This is a genomic window from Bacillus sp. FSL K6-3312, assembly GCF_038007485.1.
GTDB classification, from domain to species: domain Bacteria; phylum Bacillota; class Bacilli; order Bacillales; family Bacillaceae; genus Bacillus; species Bacillus pumilus.
Genome location: NZ_JBBOXI010000001.1, coordinates 3220658 through 3243251, shown reverse-complemented (window position 1 = coordinate 3243251; position 22594 = coordinate 3220658). Strand labels below are relative to the sequence as shown.

The window sequence follows — 22594 nt, the reverse complement described above, 5'->3', positions numbered from 1 at the left end:
GTAATATACGGTTAGAGATCATAGCTAGAAAGGAAAGAGATGCGTGGAAACAGCAAAAATATTGATTGCAGATGACGAAGAAGCAATTGTCAAAATGGTTGAACGCGTATTAAAAAAAGAAGGATTCAAGCATATATATAAAGCCTACCATGCAGATGAAGCATTAGATATTGTCAAAAACGAGGACATCCACCTATTACTTCTAGACGTGATGATGCCTGATAAGTCTGGCTTTGATATTCTTCCTGAAATGAGAAAATATACGAAAGCGCCCATTTTCTATTTAACTGCAAGAACGTCTGATGTAGATAAACTGACCGGATTTGCGCAGGGGGCAGATGATTACATTACAAAACCATTTAACCCGCTAGAGCTAGTGGCTAGAATTAAGGCTCACTTAAACCGAACTTATATCTCCTTGCAGGAAGACCAAGATGATGCCCAAAGCCGATATGAATATGCCCATTTCTCCTATCATCCTCATTCAGCCGAATTGAAAGTAAGAGGAGAGGTGACTGCATGCTCAGCTCAGCTTCTCTCCTTGCTGAAGTACTTTTGTGATCATCCGAATGTGGTTCTTTCAAAAGATCAAATCTATGAGAAAGTATGGGGCGTTCCATCATATGGTGATAATAACACCGTGATGGTGCATATTCGAAAGCTGAGAGAAAAGATCGAGTTAGATCCGAGTCAGCCAGAATATATTGTGACGATCCGTGGTATGGGCTATAAATTTATACCGCACCCAGCAAAGGTTCTTAAATAATTTATGAATTTACGAGCAAAACTCTTCTTTCACTTTGTTGGACAAATGTTTATTTTGATTGCCATTTTGGTGATCGGAAATACGTTCTCTGATAATTTATATTTAAAAAAATACTACGAGAACATGGCTGAAACCGGCTTAACAAAAGCTGATGGAGATACACTCATGAGCTGGCTTTATTTTAACGAGGATGGAGAAATGGAAGCTGATGATCAGCTCAAGCAAGCAGTGAGAAAACGTGACGGATGGCTGCAAGTCATTGATTCAAAAAAGGATAACGTCTATAGCTATCACCGCCCTAAGTCCATTCCAACATCCTATCAAAAGGATGAAATGATCAAGATCTTTGAAAAAAGACAATTCAAAGATTACAAGATGTACTTCTGGCCCATTGAAATTGATCAAAAAAGCTTTATCGTGTTGTATGGGTTCAAAACGAACAGCACAAAGGTCGCCAATTATCTGAAGCAGCACGAGAAAGACTTGGCTGCACTCTCTCAATATTCGGTTGATACGAAAGAATTCTTGAAGAGAATGAATGGATCGGTGCATCTGTTCAATGATGAAGGGAAATATTTAAAGGGCATTCGAGCCAATACCAATTTGAAGCATGAGGTAACAGATGTTGAACTGCTCAAGTATCAATCAAAGCCTTGGGAGTTTAGAAGTGATCTGTCTTATATCAGGGTGAATAAAAACCGGTATATCATTATTTCTGTACCAAATAAAGTATACAGCCCAGATGGATTATACGATAAAGAAACAGACGCTTTAAATCAATATACGACCATCTTAATTGCAGGTCTTGCGATTACGATTATTATCGTCATGACATTATGGTACTCGTATCGCTATGGACTGCCGATCTATCACATTATCCGCTGGCTGATTTTCTTATCTAGAAATAAATTACAGGAACCAACAAATAGAAAAGGAATTCCAATCAGTAAAAATAAAAAAGGTCGTATTAAGCGGGAATACCGATTATTTGAGGATATCCTAAAAACAATGGATCAGCTCACGCTTACATTAAAAGAGAATGAAGCAAACCGAAGAAAAATTCAAACCACAAGGGAAGAATGGATTGCAGGATTGTCTCATGATTTGAAAACACCCCTTAGTACGATTTATGGCTACGGGCTCATGCTTGAATCTGATCAATATCAATGGTCAAAAGAAGAAGTCATGGAAATGGGACAGGTGATTCGTGAGAAATCAGAATACATGTCGACCTTGATTGAAGATTTAAACCTCACGTATCGATTGAAAAATGGGGCCTTGCCTATTAATCGAAAGCCGGTCGAGCTGGGTGAATTTTTAGCCTCTATTATGGACGAGTTTTCAAGAAGCTCTTTTTCTGAGGATTTTTCATCCTCTTTTGAAGATCAAACTAACGGTGTCATCTTTGAGATCGACAAAGCTTGGTTCAGACGAGTGATTGAGAACCTGCTGGCGAATGCAGTCAAGCATAACCAAAAAGGCACGCATATTACAGCTGTTTTGTCTGAAACAAAAGAAGAAGTTCGGATCGAAATGAAAGACAACGGATGCGGAATGGCACAAGAAACGGTCGATCACTTATTTAACCGCTACTATAGAGGGACAAATACAAATGACCCAACGAATGGAACAGGACTTGGTCTAGCAATAGCAAAAGAGCTTGTCTTGCTGCATGACGGCGATATTCAAGTGGATAGTGAACCAGGTGCAGGAACAACTATTGCGATTATCCTAAAAAAATCACCTCCTGTAAAATAGCCAAAAAACGATTTTCCTTTCTTAAGGAGATCGTTTTTTCCTGTTTTAGGATTGAAATCAACTTTATAAACGATTACAATTAAATTGTTAACGTGAACAAATTATTTTCATACGATAAGAGGGATGGGGGAATTTGATGAAAGCCTTTTTAGATGAGCAGTTTTTACTAAACAGTCCAACGGCGGAAAAGTTATACCATGAGTTTGCAAAGGATCTTCCAATCATAGATTACCATTGTCATTTAAGTCCTAAAGACATCTATGAAAATAAAACCTTCCGAAATATTACCGAGGCATGGCTTTATGGAGATCATTACAAATGGCGTGCCATGAGAGCAAACGGCATCCCTGAAACGCACGTCACGGGGGATGCATCTGATTATGATAAATTTTTGGCGTGGGCGAAGACCGTCCCTATGACCATAGGAAATCCGCTCTATCACTGGACCCATCTAGAGCTGAGAAGGTATTTCGGAGTCGAATACCTATTAAATGAAAAAAATGCAGACATCATTTGGCAGAAAATCAATGAAAAGCTGCAAGGAGAGGGATTTGGGGCGAGAGACTTCATCATGAAATCAAACGTTGAAACCGTTGTGACAACAGATGATCCGGTCGATTCACTTCAATATCATCAAAAACTGCGGGAAGAGGGATTCTCTGTACAAGTGCTTCCGGGGTTTCGACCTGATAAAGCACTCGATATAGCGAATGATCTGTTTGAAAAATATGTTCATGAGCTGGCAGAAGTTTCAGCTATCCCAATACAATCCTACCAAGACTTCTTAAATGCCCTCCGTGCGAGAATTGATTTTTTCCATGAACAAGGCTGCTTGATCTCGGATCATGCCATTAATGAAATGACATATGAAGAAACGACACAAGAAGAAGTGGAGACCATCTTTCATAAAAGAATGTCTGATCATCCATTGACGGAAAAAGAGAAGATTAAATTTAAAACAGAGACATTCATTATGCTAGGTCAGGCTTACTGTGAGCGTGGCTGGGCAATGCAGCTTCATATCAATGCACTTAGAAACAACAATACGAAAATGTTTGAGAGGCTTGGACCAGATACGGGGTACGATGCGATGAATGACGAAGACATTGCAAAGCCGCTTGGCCGAATATTAGATCGTTTAGAACAAGAAGATGCATTGCCAAACACGATTCTGTATTCCTTAAATCCAAGGGACAATGTAGTGATATCAACATTGGCTGGAAGCTTTCAAGACGGGAAGACACCTGGGAAGATGCAGCACGGCACAGCCTGGTGGTTTAATGATACGAAGCAAGGAATGACAGAGCAGATGATGGCTCTTTCCAGTATCGGACTGATCAGCCGTTTTATCGGGATGCTGACAGATTCACGAAGCTTTTTGTCCTATACAAGGCATGAATATTTCCGAAGACTGCTTTGTGATATCATCGGGGATTGGGTAGAAAAAGGAGAAGTCCCCTATGACCTTGAGCTGTTAGGGGGCATTGTGAAAGGTATCAGCTATGAAAATGCCAAGCAATATTTTCAATTTGACCGGGCAAAGCAGCTCCATCATCAAAGTAAAATCACATGAGGAAAAAGGTAAGAAAATGAAAGCGGTTTTATGATAAGATGGAAAAAAATCATAAAAGGCGGAATAGCATGACAGTCACAATTAAAGACATAGCAAAATTGGCAAATGTCTCTCATACCACAGTATCAAGGGCTTTGAATAACAGTCCTTTTATTAAAGAGAAGACAAAACAAAAGATTTTGTCGATTGCAAAACAGCTGAACTATTCACCAAATGTCCATGCCAGAGGCCTTGTATCACAAAAATCGTTTACAATCGGTCTGTTTTTCACGAGTTTAACAGAAGGCACATCCTCAAGCTTCTTTGTGGATGCGTTAAAAGGTGTCAATAGCGTCATGACAGAGCATTACAATCTGTTTGTTAGGGGTATTGACGATTTTCACGATTACACAACCATTCATAAACAGCGCTACGATGGCATTTTGCTGATGAGCCAAAGCGAGCACGATGAAGCGTTTATCCATCATGTCAAGAAACAGGGCATTCCAATCATTGTGCTGAATCGCCGTGTAGAAAGTAATGAAGTGATGAATATATTAGCAGATGATAGTCAAGGAGCATATCAGGCAGCGCACTATTTCATTCAGCAAGGCCATCAACAAATCGCCATCATTGAAGGAAAAGAAGGCTTTAAATCGACTCAGGAGAGAAAAGCTGGATTTCTCCAAGCGTTAATTGATCACCATATTCCTATGAAAAAAGAATATATGATCACGGGTGACTACCATATGAAAAGCGGCTATGAATCAATGGAATCCCTGCTGACACTTGATCATCCGCCAACAGCGCTTTTTTGCTCTAACGATGACATGGCCATTGGTGCGATGAATGCTTTATATGCAAAGGGCAAGACGTGTCCAGACGATGTCTCTATTATTGGTTTTGACGATATTGCATTTTCATCCTACACCACGCCTGCACTGACCACGGTAAAAAAGCCAATCGAAAAAATGTGTGCACTTGGAGCAGAAGCCATCCTATCGGTCATAAACGGTGAAGAGCAGGAAGAGGATCATATGGAAAAAGTGTATGTCCACACAGAGTTGATGATCAGAGATTCAGTCAAAAAGGTGCAGTAATCAGCATCTTTTATAGAAAAATGTTCACGTGTGCATAAATTGTAGAGAGGGGAATCCATTTGAAACGTTTATCAAAAACCATATACCCGGTGCCTGAGTATCCAGAAACGATTTTGCAGATTGGTGAAGGGAATTTTATGCGAGGCTTTATTAATTGGCACATCCAAAAGCTGAACGACTGCACAGATTTTAAAGGAAGAGCTGTTGTTGTTCCTCCGAGAAAAGGATCTGTTGCAGCTTTAAATGAACAAGATGGCTTATACACATTATGTATACAGGGCTATCATGACCAGCAAGAAATGAATGAGCGCATGGTCATTCAATCGATCAGCAGAGGAATCAGTACTTATACGGATTATGATGTTTTTTTACAAGTAGCTGAAAACCCCGATCTCCGTTTTGTCTTCTCCAACACGACAGAGGCAGGACTTATGTTCAGAAAGGAGGATTGCTTGGAGGATCGACCGCAAGCGAGTTTTCCAGGAAAGCTGACAGCGTTCTTATATCACAGGTTTAAAGCATTTGCTGGAGATGAACAAAAAGGGCTGATCATCCTTCCATGTGAGCTGGTTGAACATAACGGTGATCGCTTGAAGGAATATGTGATAGACATGGCAACTGAGTGGGACCTGCCGCTTGCGTTTATCACATGGATCAAGGAAGCCAATACGTTTTGTAATACGCTTGTGGATCGGATTGTTCCTGGGTTTTCTAAGGAAGCAGCTGAAACTGTCCAAAAGGAAGAGGGGTATATCGACGAGTTGCTTGTCACGGCAGAATACTATCACCTATTTGTTATTGAAGCACCTGTCTTCGTACAAAAAGAGCTGCCCTTTCAAGAAGCGGGTTTAAATGTCCTTTTTGTAGAGGATATTGCGCCTTATCGCATGAGCAAGGTACGGATTTTAAATGGTGCCCATACAGCGATGGTGCCAATCGCTTACTCATGCGGGGGAGAAACTGTAAAAGAGGCTGTGGATGATGAGGATGTTGGTACGTTCATCCGGCGGATGCTGGAGGAGGAAGTGCTGCCAGGGCTTGAGCTCTCTCGAGATGAGCTTCTTCTTTATACACAATCGGTTTGGGATCGCTTTTGCAATCCATTTGTGAAGCATCAATTGCTGGATATTGCGCTCAATGGTGTGTCTAAGTTTCGAACCCGTATTCTTCCGTCATTGCTTGATTATGTTGAGCAAAAGAAACAGCTGCCAATGAAACTCGTGTTTTCACTCAGTAGCCTCATTTATTTTTACAGATCACATGCAGATAAGATAAAGGATGATGAGACTGTACTGGTATTCATGAAGGAAGCCTTTGAAGGAGAGAACCAATCTAATGAAGCGATCGCAGCTAAGATTCTATCATATGAGTCATTATGGGGGAGAAATTTAACGGATATAAATGATTTGGGTCATGCTGTAGCTGATCAGCTTACCTTCATACAGGAGCAAGGGATGAGAAGGGCTGTTCAAAGAATGCTGCAACATCAATATGAAAGTCAGGGGGAGAAGGCATGAAAGATTTTATTGTGATTCACCCTTCAGATAATGTCGGTATTGCTTTAAAAGTACTTGAACAAGGGGAGGAGCTGCAGCATCAAGATCATTCCGTTGTTTTAAAAGAGACCATCGCCAAAGGTCATAAGTTTGCATTGGCTGATATCAAGCAAAGAGAGAATATCATGAAATATGGCTACCCCATTGGGCATGCAACGACTGCCATTTCTGCTGGAGAATGGGTGCATACACATAACATCAAAACCAATTTATCAGGAAAGCTTGATTACGAATACAAGCCTTCATTCACAGATAACCCCTATGAAAAAACGAATCTTACATTTAAAGGATATAAACGAAAAAACGGGGAAAGCGGGATTCGCAATGAGCTTTGGATTGTCCCAACCGTTGGATGCGTAAATGGCATCGCCGATCAAATCATCCAAATTTTTACCGCTGAAATGGGCGGAAGCATCCATCCGTTTGAAACAGCACTCGTATTAAAGCACAATTACGGATGTTCACAGCTTGGGGACGATCATGAAAATACAAAAACCATTTTACAAAATGCCGTGAAGCATCCCAATGCTGGAGGAGTGCTCGTCCTCGGACTTGGATGTGAAAATAACGATATTGACAATTTTCAGTCTACATTAGGTGAATATGACCGTGAGAGAGTGAAATTTTTAAGAAGTCAAGAAGTAGGTGATGAAATTGAGACGGGAGTCGCTTTACTCAAAGAAATTTATGAGGCAGCGAAAGAAGATCACCGTGAAGAGGTCCCGTTATCTGAGCTGAAAATCGGCTTGAAGTGCGGGGGATCAGATGGATTCTCCGGCATTACCGCAAATCCGCTTTTAGGAAGGCTGTCCGATTTTATTGTTGCTCAAGGAGGCACGACAGTGTTAACAGAAGTGCCCGAAATGTTTGGAGCTGAAACGATTTTAATGGAGAGAGCGGAATCAGAAGCGACCTTCGACAATATTGTGCAAATGATCAATGACTTTAAACAATACTTCATGGATCATCGACAGCCAGTATATGAAAATCCTTCCCCGGGAAATAAAGCAGGTGGAATTTCGACATTAGAGGATAAATCTCTCGGCTGTACACAAAAAGCAGGGACTTCTGACATTCAAGATGTGTTGAAATATGGGGAATTGCTGAAGCGAAAGGGCTTAAATTTATTAAGTGCGCCGGGGAATGATTTGGTTGCTTCATCTGCTCTTGCCGCTTCTGGCTGTCAGCTTGTCCTTTTTACAACAGGCAGAGGGACACCATTCGGCACGTTTGTCCCAACAATGAAGGTCTCGACGAATACAGCCTTATATGAAACAAAAAAGCACTGGATTGACTTTAATGCGGGAGAACTGCTTGAAGATGTACCAGAAGATGTTGTGTTAGAAAAATTTATTTCAACTGTCATTGATGTGGCGAGCGGAAAGCGATTAAATCATGAAAAAAACAATTTTAGAGAGCTGGCTATTTTCAAAACAGGTGTCACACTTTAAGGCGACTGGGGGATGAGAACGTGTCTAAAAAACGGGATTTAATGTATATCACAGCAGGAACGGTACTCACAGGAATCGGACTCACTCGTTTAGCAAGACAAGGGAAGAAAGACAAAGAAGCAAACGGAATCGATCAAGTGTTAAAGCAGATAAAAGCACCGCTGTTCCCTGATCGTGAATTTAATGTGGTTCATTATGGTGCAGATGCGAAGGGAACCGAGCTTTCAACAGATGCTATCCAGTCTGCCATTAATGATGCGCACCGTTTGAAAGGGGGACGTGTGCTGATTCCAGAAGGGACGTTTGTGACAGGTGCGCTAGAATTGAAGAGTCATGTAGAGCTGCATTTGCATGAGAAAGCGTATGTGGCATTCAGCCAAAACCGAAAGGACTATTTGCCGCTTGTACTGACAAGATATGAAGGGGTTGAGCTTTATAATTATTCACCTCTCATTTATGCACACCATGCAGAAAACATTGCCATTACAGGAGCTGGAACGCTTGATGGCAGAGGGGATGAGCATCATTGGTGGCCTTGGAAATATGGCACGAATGGCCAGCCTTCTCAAGATCGAGATCGTCAGCTTCTATTTGACATGGCTGAAAAGAGAATACCAGTAGAAGAAAGAGTGTTTGGAGAAGGGCATTATTTAAGATCAAGCTTTATCCAGCCTTACCAATGTCAGCAAGTTCTTATTGAGGGAGTGACAGTGAAGGATTCACCGATGTGGCAAATTCACCCTGTACTAAGTGAAAATGTGATTGTCCGTGGAGTCCATATTATCGGGCATGGACCAAACACAGATGGTGTCAATCCAGAGTCTTGCCGGAATGTGCTCATTGAAGATTGTTATTTTGATAATGGCGACGATTGTATTGCCATCAAATCTGGAAGGAACGAGGACGGACGGAGAATAGGGATTCCATCTGAAAACATTGTCATTCGTAGAAATAAGATGCGTGATGGACACGGCGGAGTGACGATTGGGAGTGAAATCTCTGGCGGGGTAAGGTATGTCTATGCAGAGAATAATGTCATGGATAGTCCGAACCTTGACCGGGCACTGCGGATTAAAACCAACTCTGTCAGAGGCGGTACCATTGAACATATTTACTTTAAAAACAACACAGTCAAAAGCCTAAAGCATGAAGTGGTCTGTATCGACATGATGTATGAGGAAGGAGATGCGGGTCCACATCGTCCTGTTGTACGTCATATTGAAGTAGAAGGGCTGAAAAGCAGCGGCGGACGATATGGTGTGAAAATAGCCGCCTACTCACATTCCCCCGTGACCCATTTCAACATGAAAAATTGTGTCATAGATCATGTGACGTATCCACTTTCTTTGGAGCATGCAGTAGCGCCTTCATTTCAGAAAGTTGTCATCAATGGGGAACAAATTAATAAATAGATGGGCGTAAAACAGTCTTTTTAGAGGCTGTTTTTCTTTTATCAGAACGAAAAAGACGCTTTTAGAAATCACATATACAACCTATCTGCACTGTAGTATAATATTCCCGAAATTAGAAAAGAATTGACGGAAGAGATTTCGTCAAGCAGTACATAAATCAGGGGGTTCATTCATGAAAAAGTTAACGGCCATTTGGCTATCGCTCCTGCTTGTGATGGGTGTTTTAGCAGGATGTGCAGGTGCTGAAACAGACCATAAAGCAAAGAGTTCACAAAGTAACGAAACAACGACTGCGGCATTTCCTGTCTCGATTAAAGATGCAGCAGGTAAAACAGTCGAAATCAAAGAACAGCCTAAACGAATTGTTTCATTAATTCCAAGTAATACAGAGGTTGCGTATGCGCTTGGTCTTGGAGATAAAATGGTTGGACGATCTGATTTTGACAATTATCCAAAGGAAGTTGAAAAGGTAGAGAAAATTGGCGGACTTGAATTCAATGTCGAGAAGGTGATTTCCTTAAAGCCTGATCTTGTACTAGCTCATGCCTCACAGATGGGATCAAAAGAGGGGTTTAAACAGCTAGAGGATGCAGGAATTCAAGTACTGACTGTAAATGATGCCACTTCCTTTAAGGATGTGTACAAATCGATCAATATGATCGGTGAAGCAACAGGTGCAAAAGAAGCATCAACAAAGCTTGTAGACGAGATGAAAGCAAAATTGAATCACATCAAGAAACAAGCAGAAGCGATCTCCAAAGACAAACAAAAAACAGTCTTTGTTGAAGTTTCAGGTACGCCTGAAATTTATACAACAGGTACTCATACATTTATGGATGAAATGCTTTCTGTTATCCATGCGAAAAATGCTGCTGGTGATCAAACTGGCTGGGTACAAATGACAGAGGAATCAATTATCAAACGAAACCCTGACGTGATCGTCACAATTGATGGTTCCAGTTTAGCTGATCTGAAAAAGAGAGACGGCTGGAATGCGATCAAAGCAGTGAAGGAAAAACAAGTCTTTCAATTGAATACGGATCTCGCATCAAGACCGGGGCCGCGATTGGTTGAAGGAGTCGAGGCTCTTGCGAAAAGCATCTATCCTGACACGTTCAAATAAATTCGTCATCGCATACACACTAAGTGCTTTACTTCTTGTGGTGAGCATTGGAATGGGAATCTCCTTTGGAAGCTTAGGGATTCCCATTCCTTCTATTCTCCGTATATTTGTTCATGAACTATTCGGTGTGCACATAGGCACAATAGATTCAATTGATCGCAATATTATGATGAATATCCGGCTGCCTAGAGTGATATTAGCGGCACTAGTCGGAGCAGCGCTGGCGTTATCTGGTGCAGCTTTTCAAGGTTTATTAAAAAATCCTCTTGCTGACCCTTATACGCTGGGGGTTTCTCAAGGGGCATCAGTTGGAGCCGTCGCGACCCTATTTTTCAGTTTGCAGCTCCCTTTGCTCGGCAGTTTCACGCTGCCTTTTTTCAGTATGACAACAGCGCTTGTGACCTTATGTCTCGTCCTCTTTTTTGCGCGTCTTGTTCATCGGGGGATGAGCATTTCCTCTTTAATTTTAACAGGAGTGATTTTCAGCTCTTTTTTGGGCGCGCTTATATCATTAATGATTGCTTTAACGGGTGATGATTTAAAAGAGATTATTCATTGGCTTCTTGGCAGTGTGTCCATGAGGGGCTGGCGCTATATTGCGCTTTTCCTTCCTTTCTTTCTGGTTGGGACCTTTGCATTAATGCTGATTGGGAGAGATTTGAATGTCATGACGTATGGCGAGGAGAAAGCAAAGCTATTAGGTGTACATGTGAAAAGGAGCAAATATATCGTGCTGCTTGCTGGATCGATTCTGACTGGTAGTGCAGTAGCGGTGTCAGGTACGATCGGATTTGTGGGACTTGTGATTCCGCATTTTATTCGCCTCTTAGCGATCACAGACCACCGGCACCTCCTGCCTTTGTCTATGCTGAATGGCGCTTCCTTTCTCGTTTTAGCAGATGTGTTATCACGTACGATCATTGAGCCGACTGAATTGCCGATCGGCATCATCACAGCGTTAATTGGTGCCCCTGTATTCGGCATCATCCTCATCCGTAAATATAGAGGAGGGACGCATCTATGATTCAAGTGAAGGAAATCAAAGGTGGATATGGAGAGAAAGAGGTCATACGCGGCATCAGTCTTGAGGTAAAGCAAGGGGAATTTCTCGGTATACTTGGTCCAAATGGAAGCGGGAAGTCGACCTTGCTTAAAATGATCTCTGGGTTGCTGGAACCTGATAGTGGTGAGGTACGTCTGAGCGGTCAACTGATTCAATCCTATCGTCCAAAGGCGCTTGCGCAAAAAATGGCTGTTCTACCGCAGAAAACGGACCAAGCCTTCTCATTTACAGTGGAAGAAACGGTTCAATTCGGTCGTTATCCATATCAAAAAGGATGGCTACAATCTGTTACCCAAGAGGATATGCGAATCGTAAACAAAGTAATGGAACAAACGGATGTTGCTCAATTTAAGGATCAATCTATTCATGAGCTAAGCGGGGGAGAACAGCAGCGTGTGTACTTGGCACAGGCACTAGCCCAGCAGCCTGAATATTTATTGCTGGATGAACCAACCAGTTTTCTTGATTTGGCCTATCAAAAAGACTTGCTTGATTTAATTAAAGAAGAGACCACTTCCTCTAGGTTGACGGTGATCGGTGTGTTTCATGATGTGAACATCGCCAGTTTGTATTGTGATCGGCTGCTGCTACTTGATGAAGGGAAGACAGAAATAGTAGGGCTGCCGTATCACGTCTTGACGCCTGAGCGAATCAACCGTGTATATGAAACAGATGTAACACCGCTCCAACACCCGCGAAGGGCAAACCCTCAGTTGACCATTGAACCTGCGGGGGCTTCTGTAGCATCAAATGCAAAGTTAGCGGATGGGTGGAAAACGTATGGCGGAGAAGGAATGACGTTTTCCCTCAAACAGCCGCTCCGCATCCTTTCCTCACATCAGAAAAAGGGCGGCTTCTTTTGGAAAAGGTCTCTCGGAACGGGAAGTGAGATGCTTCGTGACGAGTTGGATGATCGTGAAGGACTATTGTTTTACGATCAAACAAGTGGACTAAAACAATTTGCTGCTGAAGACACAGACGACGACATGGTGCTTTACGGCATGCGTCATCAAGAAGAGTTGACCATTTGGCTTGTACTGAAAGAGTCTATATCAGACGGATCGTCTGTTCAGCTCATGGGGCAGCTTGTCCACATGATGAAACGGGAGACGAGCATGTTCATTCATCATCTATGTATCGCTGCTGCGGGTATGCAAGAAACGGAAGATGATGAGCATTTACACGAAAGATTAAAGCAGAAAGTGCACCTTCTTCTTTATTCATTGAATGCCATTTAAAAGTGAACCAAAGGGTTCGCTTTTTTGTTTATGATGCGATTACAGTACTTTAGTTAAACAAATACATCCTTTTCACTTCAGGTTATACTAAAAGGACAAAGCAATAGACAAGGAGGAACACCAATGAAACTTTATACAAAAACAGGGGATCAAGGTCAAACAGGCTTGATCGGCGGGAGAGCCGATAAGGATGATGTGAGAGTAGAGGCGTACGGCACGTTAGATGAGGCGAATAGCTTCATTGGACTCGCGCATGCACATTTACGTCAGCATGGCGAATTGTTTCAAGACATTTTGTCAGAGCTGATTGTGATACAGCACGAGCTGTTTGACTGCGGCGGTGATTTGGCAGCAGTGAAACCACCGAAAGAAGGTAAATTAACTGAAATGTCTGTATCAGTCCTTGAGCAAAGAATGGATGTCTATGTAGAAGAAGCCGCGCCACTCACGAAGTTTATTTTACCGGGCGGCCAGGAAGGTGCAGCTCTTTTACATGTGGCGCGGACAGTCGTCAGAAGAGCAGAGCGGCATATGGTGACGCTTGCGAAGCAGGAGGAGATTCCATCAGTTGCGCTCACATATGTAAACCGGCTTTCTGACTATTTATTTGCAGCTGCCCGAATCGTGAATCATCGGCTCGGTGAAGCGGATGTTGAATATGAACGAAGTGCAAACGTATTTCGGTCTAAATAAAGAACAGCACTCTTCAAATGAGAAGAGTGCTTTTTTATTGGATTCTACCGCTCAGTCTGAGCGAAGTTACGACTCTGGTCGCAACGAAAGATCAATCTGCGACACGTTTTGCCAGCTTTCTTTTTTGACTATAGTAAAAGCAAGGAGCAAGAAAGGAGGCATGAAGATGAAAATAACAAGTAAAACCATCATCGGTTCGATTTTAATGTTTGTCGGTCTATCCATCTTCTTCGGTGGTTCACTAGGAGGGCTGATCCCGATTCTGATTGGGGCGTGGCTCATCTATGTAGGTGTAAAGAAATATGAAAAAGGCAGTAAAACCTTCGGCGTCATTCTAGCAGTCATTGGTGTCATGATCGTTGTGCAAGCTCTGCCGTTTATCCTTGGAATCGCATTGGCTGGGGGGCTTCTCTACTTCGGCTGGACGATGATCAATGGTGAACAGGCAAAAGAATCATCAAGTAGATCATATATGGAGCCAAACACGTCACCGAAAATGGAAGAACCTATGCACACGTCATTTGATCAAGAATGGGAAGATTTTTTAAAGAAAAAATAAGAGGAGGAAATTCAAATGGTATTCAGAAGAATGAGAGATATGTTTGTTGCAACGGTCAATGAGGGCTTAGATAAAATGGAGAATCCACGTGTCATGCTAAATCAGTACGTTCGTGATATGGAGGACGATATTGCCAAAGCGAAACATGCGATCATCAAACAGCAAACGATTCAACAAGGCTTCCTGCGCAAAGCAGAAGAGACGGAAGCATTTGCTGATAAAAGAAAGAAGCAGGCTGAGCTGGCATTTCATGCAGGAGAAGAAGAATTAGCACGAAAAGCGCTCACAGAAATGAAGTATTTTGAAGAAAAGCATCAGGAATATCAGGAAGCTTATCAGCAATCTGTGAAACAATTAAAAGAGCTGAAAGAGCAATTGCAGCAGTTAGAAACGAAGCTGCGTGATATTAAAGACAAGAAGCAGGCACTCATAGCAAGAGCAAATGCCGCACAGGCAAAGCAGCATATGAACGAATCTATGAATAAAGTAGATAGTGAAAGTGCATATAAAGAATTTCTTCGAATGGAGAACCGTATCGAAGAAATGGAGACAAAAGCGGGCAGCTATACACAATTTGAGGATCAAGGAGCATATGCTCATCTAGACTATGCTGATGAGGTTGAAAAAGAATGGCAGAAGCTCAAGCTGGAGAAGAAGCCTGAGCAGCAAGCAAACTAAGAAATCAATGGCAGATCGGAAGAAAAGCAGGATTTTTCTTCCGATATTTGATTTCTTTCTGTTTCGCTTTTCCTTATAATGAAAAGGTCAGAAGATAAAGGGATGGTATGAATGAAGCGGTTAATCGGTCTAATTTGTATACTTGTAGGTGTCTTTTTAATGATTGGGATGCTTTTCAAAAACGAAGATCTCTTTCATTTGAGTTTCTCCCGTGAAAAAGCAGTCACAACAGCTTCAGCGAAAAAAGATGAAATTGATCAATTAGATATTTCTCTTTCTGGATTTCGCGTGAAGGTAAAGCCTGAAAATCGTTCCGATATTTCCGTGATGGTCGTAGGTGGAAAAGGGAAAATGTATGCGGAACAAACAGGCAGTACATTTAACGTCCGTGCTGAAAATAAAGGATTCTTGTTTTTCTCTTCATTTGAAAAAGGAGAACTCTTAGTCAAAATTCCAACAGATTATCATAAAAATGTGAAGATTACGGGTGGAAGCGGCGTCAGTGAGGTGGACGGCGAAGGGAAACTGTCTCTTCAAGATGTGACGCTTAAATCAACAAGCGGAAACCTCAATGCCGAGAATTTCTCAGCAAACAATGTCGAAATCAAAGCGACATCCGGCAGACTCTCTGTGTCTTACATCGATGCGAAAAATAGTGATATTGGAGCAACCTCAGGCCGTGCCGATATTAAAGATGTCAAAGGCGAACTGCAGCTAGAAATGACGAGTGGTAGATTGACGGCAAGCTTTGATACCATTGAATCACCTGTCTCCTTTCACATGACATCAGGCAGCGCAAAATTTAACCTGCCGGATGAAGGAGATTTTAACGTCAAAGTGAAAAAAACAAGTGGAAGTGTGGATCACTCCTATCATTTTGATCAAGCAGATAGTGAAGGTCGAGGCTTTACAGGTACGCAGGGAAAAGGGACACACTTAGTCGATATTGAAATGACAAGTGGAAACTTAAAGCTGCGGTAATGAACGGAAGAAAGGAAGGAGGCGAGTCAACTGCGTTTTTCAAGGAATCAAATTTTAGGCATCATTGTCGTGATTTTTGGTATTAATCTATTTCTCAAAATTATTGGGATCGGAGCCGAATTGTTTTGGCCCGTGTTTTTTGCGCTGGCAGGCTATTGGCTGCACTCAAGATCCAAACGTTGGCTCGGTTCAGTTTCCTATATTTTTGCCGGCTTTCTCTTTTTAAAATTCCTGCTCAATATTACATTTAGTCTCACAGGATATTTATTTGCGGCCTTTTTGATATATGCCGGCTATCGCTTATTGAAAAACAAACCCGTTTTTGATGTCGATAAAAAGGAAGCATCGGAGGGCGATAAGCCTTCTCTGAAAGTCAATCTTGAAAAAGAGGGCGAGCAAAAGAAAACAAAGAGCCAGACAAAGCCGCGCAAGGAGCATGACTTTTTTATCGGTGAAGTCAGGCTGATGAAAAAGCCGTTTCAATTAAGTGATTTGACGATTTCAGGGTTTATCGGGGATGTCAAAATCGACTTATCAAAGGCCATCATCGCAGAAGAAGAGAGCACGATCGTGATAAGCGGGCTCATCGGAGATGTGGATATTTTCGTACCGCAGGATATTGAAGTATGTGTGAGTGCTTCAGCTGCCATTGGTGATATGAAAATTATTGATGAAAAAAGAAGCGGATTCGGCAGTAAAGTGTATGTGATGACCGACAATTACGATGAGAGTAAACGAAAAGTGAAAATCTCCATCTCTTTACTGATCGGAGATGTGGATGTGAGATACTTATGAGGAAACTCCATCTAGGTATCCAGTGGCAATCTATTCGTCTTGGAGTAGGGATCTCGCTTGGTGTTGTCATCATGACGATGCTGCCCATGTTTTTTTATTATCAGCTTGATCCGATGATTCTCCTCTCTACCCGCTGGTTCGGCATCCCATTTTTTTGTATTTTACTGATCATTAGTCTTGCCATTGGGGTTTCTGCCTCACATGTATTTGGCTATCAGCATAAAAAGCGTCTTGATCAGCTTGTAGAGTCGATTTTAAAGTTTGAAAATGGGAACTTTGCATACAGACTGCCGTCTCTTGGCGACGATGAAATTGGCTTAGCGGCAGATCAATTAAATGAAATGGCGAAACGAGTGGAAGGTCAAGTAGCCTCTTTGCAAAAGCTCTCGAATGAGCGGGCAGAATGGCAGGTGCAAATGAAAAAGTCGGTCGTCTCAGAAGAACGTCAGCGTTTAGCACGAGAACTGCATGATGCGGTCAGCCAGCAGTTATTTGCGATTTCAATGATGACCTCTGCGATTCTTGAAGTCATGAAGGAAAAGGATGAAAAGATTTTAAAGCAGATGCGCCTAGTCGAACGAATGGCTGGCGATGCACAAAATGAAATGCGTGCCCTTTTGCTTCATCTCAGACCGATCACCCTTGAAGGAAAAGACTTGAAAAAGGGCTTGATTGAGCTCCTAAATGAATTTCAAGCAAAGCAGCCGATTGATATTGATTGGGAAATAGAAGATGATGTTCCGCTGTCTAAAGGAGTAGAGGATCACCTCTTCCGAATTGTACAGGAAGCCCTGTCAAATGTGTTCAGGCATGCAAAGGCGACAAAGGTGACGGTGCGTCTGCTCATTCGAAATCGGCAGGTGCAGCTGAAGATTATCGACAATGGGATCGGCTTTCAAACCGATCATGTGAAGACGGCCTCCTACGGACTGGAATCAATTCGTGAAAGAACAAGTGAAGTAGGCGGTGTCGCAGAGATTATGTCATTTGAAGGAAAAGGAACACAAATTGATGTGAAGGTTCCCATTTTTGATGAAGGAAAAGGAGAGAACGTTCGATGATTCGAGTGCTTTTAATCGACGATCACGAAATGGTGAGAATGGGGCTTGCTGCTTTTTTAGAGGCACAGGCTGATATTGAAGTCATTGGTGAAGCGTCAGATGGACAAAGAGGTGTAGAGCTAGCAGTTGAATTAAGGCCAGATGTCATTTTAATGGATCTTGTCATGGAAGGCATGGATGGCATCGAAGCAACGAAAAGAATTTGTCAGGAAATTGAAGATGCACGAATTATCGTTCTGACGAGCTTTATTGACGATGATAAAGTTTATCCAGTGATTGAAGCAGGTGCTTTAAGTTATTTGATAAAAACATCCAAGGCAGGAGAAATTGCAGATGCCATTCGGTCTGCAAGTATCGGCGAACCAAGACTAGAATCAAAAGTAGCTGGAAAGGTGATGAATAAACTTCGTCATTCCTCAAATGGATCGATCCTTCATGATGCATTAACAGCAAGGGAAATGGAAATCTTGAAGCTGATTGCCGATGGGAAATCGAATAAAGTCATCGCTGAGGAACTATTTATTACAATTAAAACAGTGAAGACACATATTACAAACATTCTTTCCAAACTCGATGTAGAAGACCGGACGCAAGCGGCTGTGTATGCGCATCGTCATAAGCTGATTCAATAAAATAAAAAAACAGCTTTCAAAAGAAAGCTGCTAGAACATGCGTAAATTTAGTCCTTCTGTCCTGTGATCGGACGTTCGGATAGTTGATGGAGCTCAGGAACTGGAAAAGCCTCCTGCTCCTCGGCCGATTTGTCTTCTAGGGCTTTCTTCATCTCGGATAATAGCTTTACGCTCTCCTTTGCCAATGCTGCCTTTTTCTCTTGCAAACCAATGATCTGTGAAAGTCCGACGAATATACCGCCTCCAACAAGAAGGAGCGCAGGGGTTTGTCCATAATAAATCACGATCAAAAATGTGCTCGAAAAGCTGTCGGCTTCAATGAAGAAATCTTCTTTTGATTGCATGAATACAACGACTAACAGGAGTATTCCTAGAATCAAAAATAGAATGCCGGCCGAAAGTAAAGCTCGTTTCATGATTGACACCCTTTTTTTCTTACCATTTTAACATACTCTATAAGGATTGTGTTGCGCCCTTAGTCCCGAAGTCACGGATTTTCACATTTGCTTTGTAACGAATATCTGATTCACTAAAAATTTCATCCCAATGTTTTGCTTCTTTTCGAAAATCCTTCGGGTAGGCAATACTCGCCTTTTGATAGAACCCGCAAATATCTGCTTTGATCTCGTGCTGTAATTCACCGATGAAATCTTTAACGCTTGTCTCTAATCGACGCTTGACAACGCCTTCAATTTCTCTGAGATACTTTTCATTAAAAGCGTTTTCACGTTCATTCCAATCCTCAGACAATCGTCCATCAAGCTCCACTGACACATCAAATTGATATTTTCCGTTGGCTGATTTATTGGTTTTAATATGGTGCTTGAGTTTGAAAATCTCAAAAGAGTAGCTGCTGTGTTCATATTCAAATTCAATGACTCCACCCAGTCCGTCTCCAGTTAACAGATTGTATGACTGTACTGCTAACGGAGAGATATTGGTGAGAAATCGCTTATTCTTAATAATAGAGGCTCCATCGAGCATTAATTTTCCTTGATCGACGCTGACTTTCGGAATAGCGAAAGATACATTGTTTTGCATGGCAGAAGAAATATCTCCTAATGAGACAGTCTTAAACATGAGAATGGTCGATTTTCTATTCTCAGAAATATCGTATAAGGTCGTAGAGGCTGGCTGTCCGTCGTCATTGATTTTCAGCATGTCTCCAGGATTTTTAGAGGTCATAAAGACGAGGCCTCCTCTCCTCGTTTCATTGTCTCGAATGAATTGATTAATGACGAGGTCGAAATCATTCTCATTGATGAGTTCCTCAGAAAACAAAAACACCCGTAGCTGCTGTGCGAAAATGCGATGGCTTTTCAGCGCCGTTGTGTGGAATATTTGATGCACAGAATCCCCGTTTGTTTCAATGATTTTCGTAGGGTCTTTGATGTTTGATTCCTGAGAGATCTTTTGAGGAACGAGGACTTGCATAGATACCTTTAATTTATTCCCTTGGTCCCCTTTGTCTACTGCAAATCCAATCGCCATGTTAAGCTCCTCAATATTTGTACTATCCCAGCAACCGCTTAATAGAACCAGCGTCAAAAGAGCACAAGCTGCCTTCTTTTTCATGCTGTTTTCCGCCTCCTTTTGAAAAACACGATAATGAATAAGAGAAACGGGAGAATGCCGAACAGCAGGAAAAAGAGGTTGTTCACATAGGTTAAATAATTTCGCACTGTATCGACATCCTTTGGAAAAATCGCTGCAAAGTAAATGACAATTCCCATTAAAACAAGGACCACTTTTTTAGGAAACTTGGTCAGTTTAGACACCCCGATTGCAGCAAAAAATGTATATCCGACAAAGCTTGTATAAAGCTGAATCAGCCAAACGATAAGCAAAAAGGAGTCAATTCGTTCAATAAAAATCCCCTGAATATCAAATGATTGAAATAAGGCAATGGTTGGCCAAGTCAAAGTCGCCGTTTCTTTCACCGTGAACGCACCAACCACAAGAATATAGGTGAAAATATAGATGATCGCAGGAATCAAAAAGCCGACTGTACCATAAGCAAAGGTGTGTTTTTGCGTGTTCAAATAGGCAGGCATAAACAGCATCATTTCAATGCCTACAAACGAAATGGCTGATGCGTTCAAAGATTTGAAAACAGGGGAGAATCCCTCTCCTAAAACGGGACGGAGGTTATCTAGCTTAAATTCTTGCACGCTCAGTCCGTAAGCGACAAATAAAATGATGAGCGTCACAATCAGAATAAAAGGAAATAGCCTGGCTAAATCACCAATCCCTCCAATGACAAGATAAAAACCAACCAAAATAAAGCTGATCATTGTCATCGCTACAGGTGTGTTTTGAAGCAGAAAGAACTTCACCATTTCCGACATAGCCCGTACTTCATAGCTAGCAACGCCAAGAAAATAAATAATAATCAAGAGGTTAACAAGCGCGCCAATCCATTTTCCAAGTCCCTCATTCGTATAATCATAATATGAGGAGAAGGGGACTTTTTTCATCATCAGGACATTTGCAAAAATAAACACAATGTAAATGACACTCATGAGTAAGAGTGCAATCCAGCCGTCAGGTGTAGCCGCAGCCTGAGCCATTGCTCTTGGCAGAATCATCATACTTGCGCCTAGTGTTGTATTTGCAATAATGGCACTTGCCTGATAGCTTGATATCGACTCTTTATGATTGACCATCTCGTTCTCCTTTCTGTTGATTTTTTAAGGGCAATCGAATAATGGAATTGTCCTCGTTTTTATAGCTGAACACAAAATCTGGTGAGAAATATGGTGTGCCAAAACTTTTTTGCCGTGTGAGATGAGTAAGGAGTACGAGCATAAACAGCACAATCCCGTATAAACCAAAGGTAGCCGCAGCAAACATGGACACAAAGCGGAGCACACGAAAGGACATGCCCATCCCGTATTGAGGAACAGTAAAGGACGCAAGGGCCATCACGCTGACGATAATCACCATGATTGAGCTCACAATATGAGCCTGAACGGCTGCCTGCCCAATGACAACCCCGCCAACAAGTCCGATCGTTTGACCGAGCGGGTTTGGCAGCCTTAAGCCGGCTTCCCGCAGAAGCTCAATCGTCATCTCCATGATGAGTGCCTCCACAATAGGCGGAAAGGGGACATTTTCTCTTGTACTTGAGATCGAAATAGCCAGAGTTGTTGGTAAAAGTCCTTGATGGAACGACACAAGCGCAATATAAATGGCTGATAAAAATAATGTCAGAAAGATTGAGGTAAACCGCAGCATACGAATGAGAGAGGCGGCGATCCATCTTTCATAATAATCATCCGGTGATTGCATAATCGTCGCGAGCGAAGCAGGTACAATTAACACAAAAGGCGAATGATCGACAAAGATGGCGACTCGCCCATTGTTCAAAGCAGAGGCGACTTTATCAGGCCGTTCTGTGTTTTGAATTTGCGGAAAAGGAGAATACACATTGTCTTCAATGAGCTCCTCAAGAACACCAGAGTCTTGTATATCATCAATGGTGACTTGTTTGAGCCGTTTTTTTACCTCTTTTAAAACAGAGGTTTCAACGATACCGTCAATGTACATGATGGTCACTTGGGTGTATTTCTTTTCCCCGATCTTCATGTTCACTGTTTTGAGGTCAGGGTTTTTCAAGCGCTGTCGCACGAGAGCTAAGTTCGTATTTAAATCTTCAATGAAGCCAACTTTCGGCCCTCTTACGACTGTTTCAGATGTAGAATCCCCTAAACTGCGTTTCTTTGTTCCCTTCGTTTCTAAAATATAAGCATGTTGAAATCCGTTAATCAAAACCACACAGTGTCCCTGAAAAATTGCATCGATTATTTCTTCAAATGTCTTCACCGAACGAGTTGTCATCATCGATAAATTGGATTCCAGCTTCTCTTTTGTTAGAGAGGTATGATCTTGCAGTAGCACCTTTAAGAAGGTTTGAATGTGCATGGTTTCGTTCATTTCTTTAATGTATAAATAGTAAACAACCTGCCCGTGAGGCAGCGTTTTTTTCTCATGGACTAAATCATCCATTTCCTTTAATTGCGGGAGAATGACGGAGAGATTATCGTATAAGTGCTCTTTCAATGGAGTCTGATTCAAAAGGATCACCCGCCTCAAATAACTTTTTCTTAGCATTACCTGCTTGAAAAAACAATATTCTGTGTTACATTATTTTGTGGTAAAAGAAAGAATGAGGGT

21 protein-coding genes are annotated in these 22594 nt (G+C 41.9%); 17 read left to right on the top strand and 4 right to left on the bottom strand.

The genetic code is table 11. From position 1 onward, the window contains the following. Window positions 1–43: 43 nt before the first annotated feature. The 17 genes from MHI11_RS17130 to MHI11_RS17050 all read left to right on the top strand — a co-directional run bounded on the left by MHI11_RS17130 (window position 44) and on the right by MHI11_RS17050 (window position 18418). A complete protein-coding gene (locus MHI11_RS17130) occupies window positions 44–766 on the top strand; it encodes a response regulator transcription factor (RefSeq protein WP_044140919.1) in 723 nt (240 codons plus the stop codon). A 3-nt stretch (window positions 767–769) separates the two neighbouring features. Beyond that, entirely contained in the window at window positions 770–2524 is a 1755-nt protein-coding gene (locus MHI11_RS17125) for a sensor histidine kinase (RefSeq protein WP_044140918.1), read from the top strand. A 136-nt stretch (window positions 2525–2660) separates the two neighbouring features. Beyond that, a complete protein-coding gene (gene uxaC / locus MHI11_RS17120) occupies window positions 2661–4097 on the top strand; it encodes a glucuronate isomerase (RefSeq protein ID WP_340961757.1) in 1437 nt (478 codons plus the stop codon). A 68-nt stretch (window positions 4098–4165) separates the two neighbouring features. Continuing rightward, window positions 4166–5176 (top strand): LacI family DNA-binding transcriptional regulator, encoded by a 1011-nt coding sequence (locus tag MHI11_RS17115; protein WP_340961754.1) that lies wholly within the window; start codon window positions 4166–4168, stop codon window positions 5174–5176. 59 nt (window positions 5177–5235) lie between these two features. Beyond that, window positions 5236–6693, top strand: coding sequence for a tagaturonate reductase (locus MHI11_RS17110; RefSeq protein WP_340961752.1), 1458 nt, complete (start codon window positions 5236–5238; stop codon window positions 6691–6693). Beyond that, window positions 6690–8183: a UxaA family hydrolase gene (locus MHI11_RS17105; RefSeq protein ID WP_044140914.1), complete on the top strand. Its 1494-nt coding sequence runs from the start codon at window positions 6690–6692 to the stop codon at window positions 8181–8183. The genes MHI11_RS17110 and MHI11_RS17105 overlap by 4 nt, the downstream gene beginning before the upstream one ends. 20 nt (window positions 8184–8203) lie before the next feature. Then, window positions 8204–9595: a glycoside hydrolase family 28 protein gene (locus MHI11_RS17100; protein ID WP_340961750.1), complete on the top strand. Its 1392-nt coding sequence runs from the start codon at window positions 8204–8206 to the stop codon at window positions 9593–9595. Window positions 9596–9767: 172 nt separating this feature from the next. After that, window positions 9768–10718, top strand: coding sequence for an ABC transporter substrate-binding protein (locus tag MHI11_RS17095; RefSeq protein ID WP_340961748.1), 951 nt, complete (start codon window positions 9768–9770; stop codon window positions 10716–10718). Beyond that, a complete protein-coding gene (locus MHI11_RS17090) occupies window positions 10684–11742 on the top strand; it encodes a FecCD family ABC transporter permease (protein ID WP_340961746.1) in 1059 nt (352 codons plus the stop codon). The genes MHI11_RS17095 and MHI11_RS17090 overlap by 35 nt, the downstream gene beginning before the upstream one ends. Beyond that, window positions 11739–13019: a heme ABC transporter ATP-binding protein gene (locus MHI11_RS17085; RefSeq protein WP_065098041.1), complete on the top strand. Its 1281-nt coding sequence runs from the start codon at window positions 11739–11741 to the stop codon at window positions 13017–13019. The genes MHI11_RS17090 and MHI11_RS17085 overlap by 4 nt, the downstream gene beginning before the upstream one ends. 123 nt (window positions 13020–13142) lie before the next feature. Further along, complete coding sequence (locus MHI11_RS17080; RefSeq protein ID WP_065098042.1) at window positions 13143–13712, top strand: cob(I)yrinic acid a,c-diamide adenosyltransferase; 570 nt, start codon at window positions 13143–13145, stop codon at window positions 13710–13712. A 166-nt stretch (window positions 13713–13878) separates the two neighbouring features. Further along, complete coding sequence (locus tag MHI11_RS17075; RefSeq protein ID WP_065098043.1) at window positions 13879–14271, top strand: hypothetical protein; 393 nt, start codon at window positions 13879–13881, stop codon at window positions 14269–14271. A 15-nt stretch (window positions 14272–14286) separates the two neighbouring features. Then, entirely contained in the window at window positions 14287–14949 is a 663-nt protein-coding gene (gene liaH / locus MHI11_RS17070; RefSeq protein ID WP_065098044.1) for a stress responsive protein LiaH, read from the top strand. A 111-nt stretch (window positions 14950–15060) separates the two neighbouring features. Continuing rightward, window positions 15061–15930 carry a LiaG family protein gene (liaG, locus tag MHI11_RS17065; protein ID WP_106067281.1) on the top strand — a complete coding sequence of 290 codons (870 nt, stop codon included), beginning with the start codon at window positions 15061–15063 and terminating at the stop codon, window positions 15928–15930. Between the two features lie 30 nt (window positions 15931–15960). Beyond that, window positions 15961–16725 (top strand): cell wall-active antibiotics response protein LiaF, encoded by a 765-nt coding sequence (liaF, locus tag MHI11_RS17060; protein ID WP_044140904.1) that lies wholly within the window; start codon window positions 15961–15963, stop codon window positions 16723–16725. Next, window positions 16722–17786 carry a two-component system sensor histidine kinase LiaS gene (gene liaS / locus MHI11_RS17055; protein WP_044140903.1) on the top strand — a complete coding sequence of 355 codons (1065 nt, stop codon included), beginning with the start codon at window positions 16722–16724 and terminating at the stop codon, window positions 17784–17786. Before liaF ends, liaS begins: the two co-directional genes overlap by 4 nt. Beyond that, a complete protein-coding gene (locus tag MHI11_RS17050) occupies window positions 17783–18418 on the top strand; it encodes a response regulator transcription factor (protein ID WP_340961740.1) in 636 nt (211 codons plus the stop codon). Before liaS ends, MHI11_RS17050 begins: the two co-directional genes overlap by 4 nt. A gap of 47 nt (window positions 18419–18465) precedes the next feature. Here MHI11_RS17050 and MHI11_RS17045 read toward each other — a convergent pair whose 3' ends face one another. From MHI11_RS17045 to MHI11_RS17030, 4 genes are read right to left on the bottom strand one after another with little or no spacing between them, the layout of a single operon-like run. Continuing rightward, a complete protein-coding gene (locus MHI11_RS17045) occupies window positions 18466–18834 on the bottom strand; it encodes a hypothetical protein (RefSeq protein WP_003212877.1) in 369 nt (122 codons plus the stop codon). A 37-nt stretch (window positions 18835–18871) separates the two neighbouring features. After that, the gene (locus tag MHI11_RS17040; RefSeq protein WP_340961738.1) at window positions 18872–19993 is read right to left on the bottom strand and encodes a Ger(x)C family spore germination protein; all 1122 of its coding nucleotides are present in this window, start codon (window positions 19991–19993) and stop codon (window positions 18872–18874) included. Next, window positions 19990–21084 (bottom strand): GerAB/ArcD/ProY family transporter, encoded by a 1095-nt coding sequence (locus tag MHI11_RS17035; RefSeq protein ID WP_340961736.1) that lies wholly within the window; start codon window positions 21082–21084, stop codon window positions 19990–19992. Before MHI11_RS17035 ends, MHI11_RS17040 begins: the two co-directional genes overlap by 4 nt. Beyond that, window positions 21071–22495 carry a spore germination protein gene (locus tag MHI11_RS17030; protein ID WP_111912033.1) on the bottom strand — a complete coding sequence of 475 codons (1425 nt, stop codon included), beginning with the start codon at window positions 22493–22495 and terminating at the stop codon, window positions 21071–21073. Before MHI11_RS17030 ends, MHI11_RS17035 begins: the two co-directional genes overlap by 14 nt. Between the last annotated feature and the right edge of the window lie 99 nt (window positions 22496–22594).

Excerpts from the sequence above, each read along its gene's own strand:
- MHI11_RS17035 (WP_340961736.1), bottom strand. The coding sequence starts at position 21,084 with ATGGTCAATCATAAAGAGTCGATATCAAGCTATCAGGCAAGTGCCATT.
- liaS (WP_044140903.1), top strand. The coding sequence starts at position 16,722 with ATGAGGAAACTCCATCTAGGTATCCAGTGGCAATCTATTCGTCTTGGA.
- MHI11_RS17075 (WP_065098043.1), top strand. The coding sequence starts at position 13,879 with ATGAAAATAACAAGTAAAACCATCATCGGTTCGATTTTAATGTTTGTC.
- MHI11_RS17045 (WP_003212877.1), bottom strand. The coding sequence starts at position 18,834 with ATGAAACGAGCTTTACTTTCGGCCGGCATTCTATTTTTGATTCTAGGA.
- MHI11_RS17115 (WP_340961754.1), top strand. The coding sequence starts at position 4,166 with ATGACAGTCACAATTAAAGACATAGCAAAATTGGCAAATGTCTCTCAT.
- uxaC (WP_340961757.1), top strand. The coding sequence starts at position 2,661 with ATGAAAGCCTTTTTAGATGAGCAGTTTTTACTAAACAGTCCAACGGCG.
- liaH (WP_065098044.1), top strand. The coding sequence starts at position 14,287 with ATGGTATTCAGAAGAATGAGAGATATGTTTGTTGCAACGGTCAATGAG.
- MHI11_RS17095 (WP_340961748.1), top strand. The coding sequence starts at position 9,768 with ATGAAAAAGTTAACGGCCATTTGGCTATCGCTCCTGCTTGTGATGGGT.
- MHI11_RS17125 (WP_044140918.1), top strand. The coding sequence starts at position 770 with ATGAATTTACGAGCAAAACTCTTCTTTCACTTTGTTGGACAAATGTTT.
- MHI11_RS17085 (WP_065098041.1), top strand. The coding sequence starts at position 11,739 with ATGATTCAAGTGAAGGAAATCAAAGGTGGATATGGAGAGAAAGAGGTC.
- MHI11_RS17040 (WP_340961738.1), bottom strand. The coding sequence starts at position 19,993 with ATGAAAAAGAAGGCAGCTTGTGCTCTTTTGACGCTGGTTCTATTAAGC.
- MHI11_RS17105 (WP_044140914.1), top strand. The coding sequence starts at position 6,690 with ATGAAAGATTTTATTGTGATTCACCCTTCAGATAATGTCGGTATTGCT.
- MHI11_RS17050 (WP_340961740.1), top strand. The coding sequence starts at position 17,783 with ATGATTCGAGTGCTTTTAATCGACGATCACGAAATGGTGAGAATGGGG.
- MHI11_RS17080 (WP_065098042.1), top strand. The coding sequence starts at position 13,143 with ATGAAACTTTATACAAAAACAGGGGATCAAGGTCAAACAGGCTTGATC.
- liaG (WP_106067281.1), top strand. The coding sequence starts at position 15,061 with ATGAAGCGGTTAATCGGTCTAATTTGTATACTTGTAGGTGTCTTTTTA.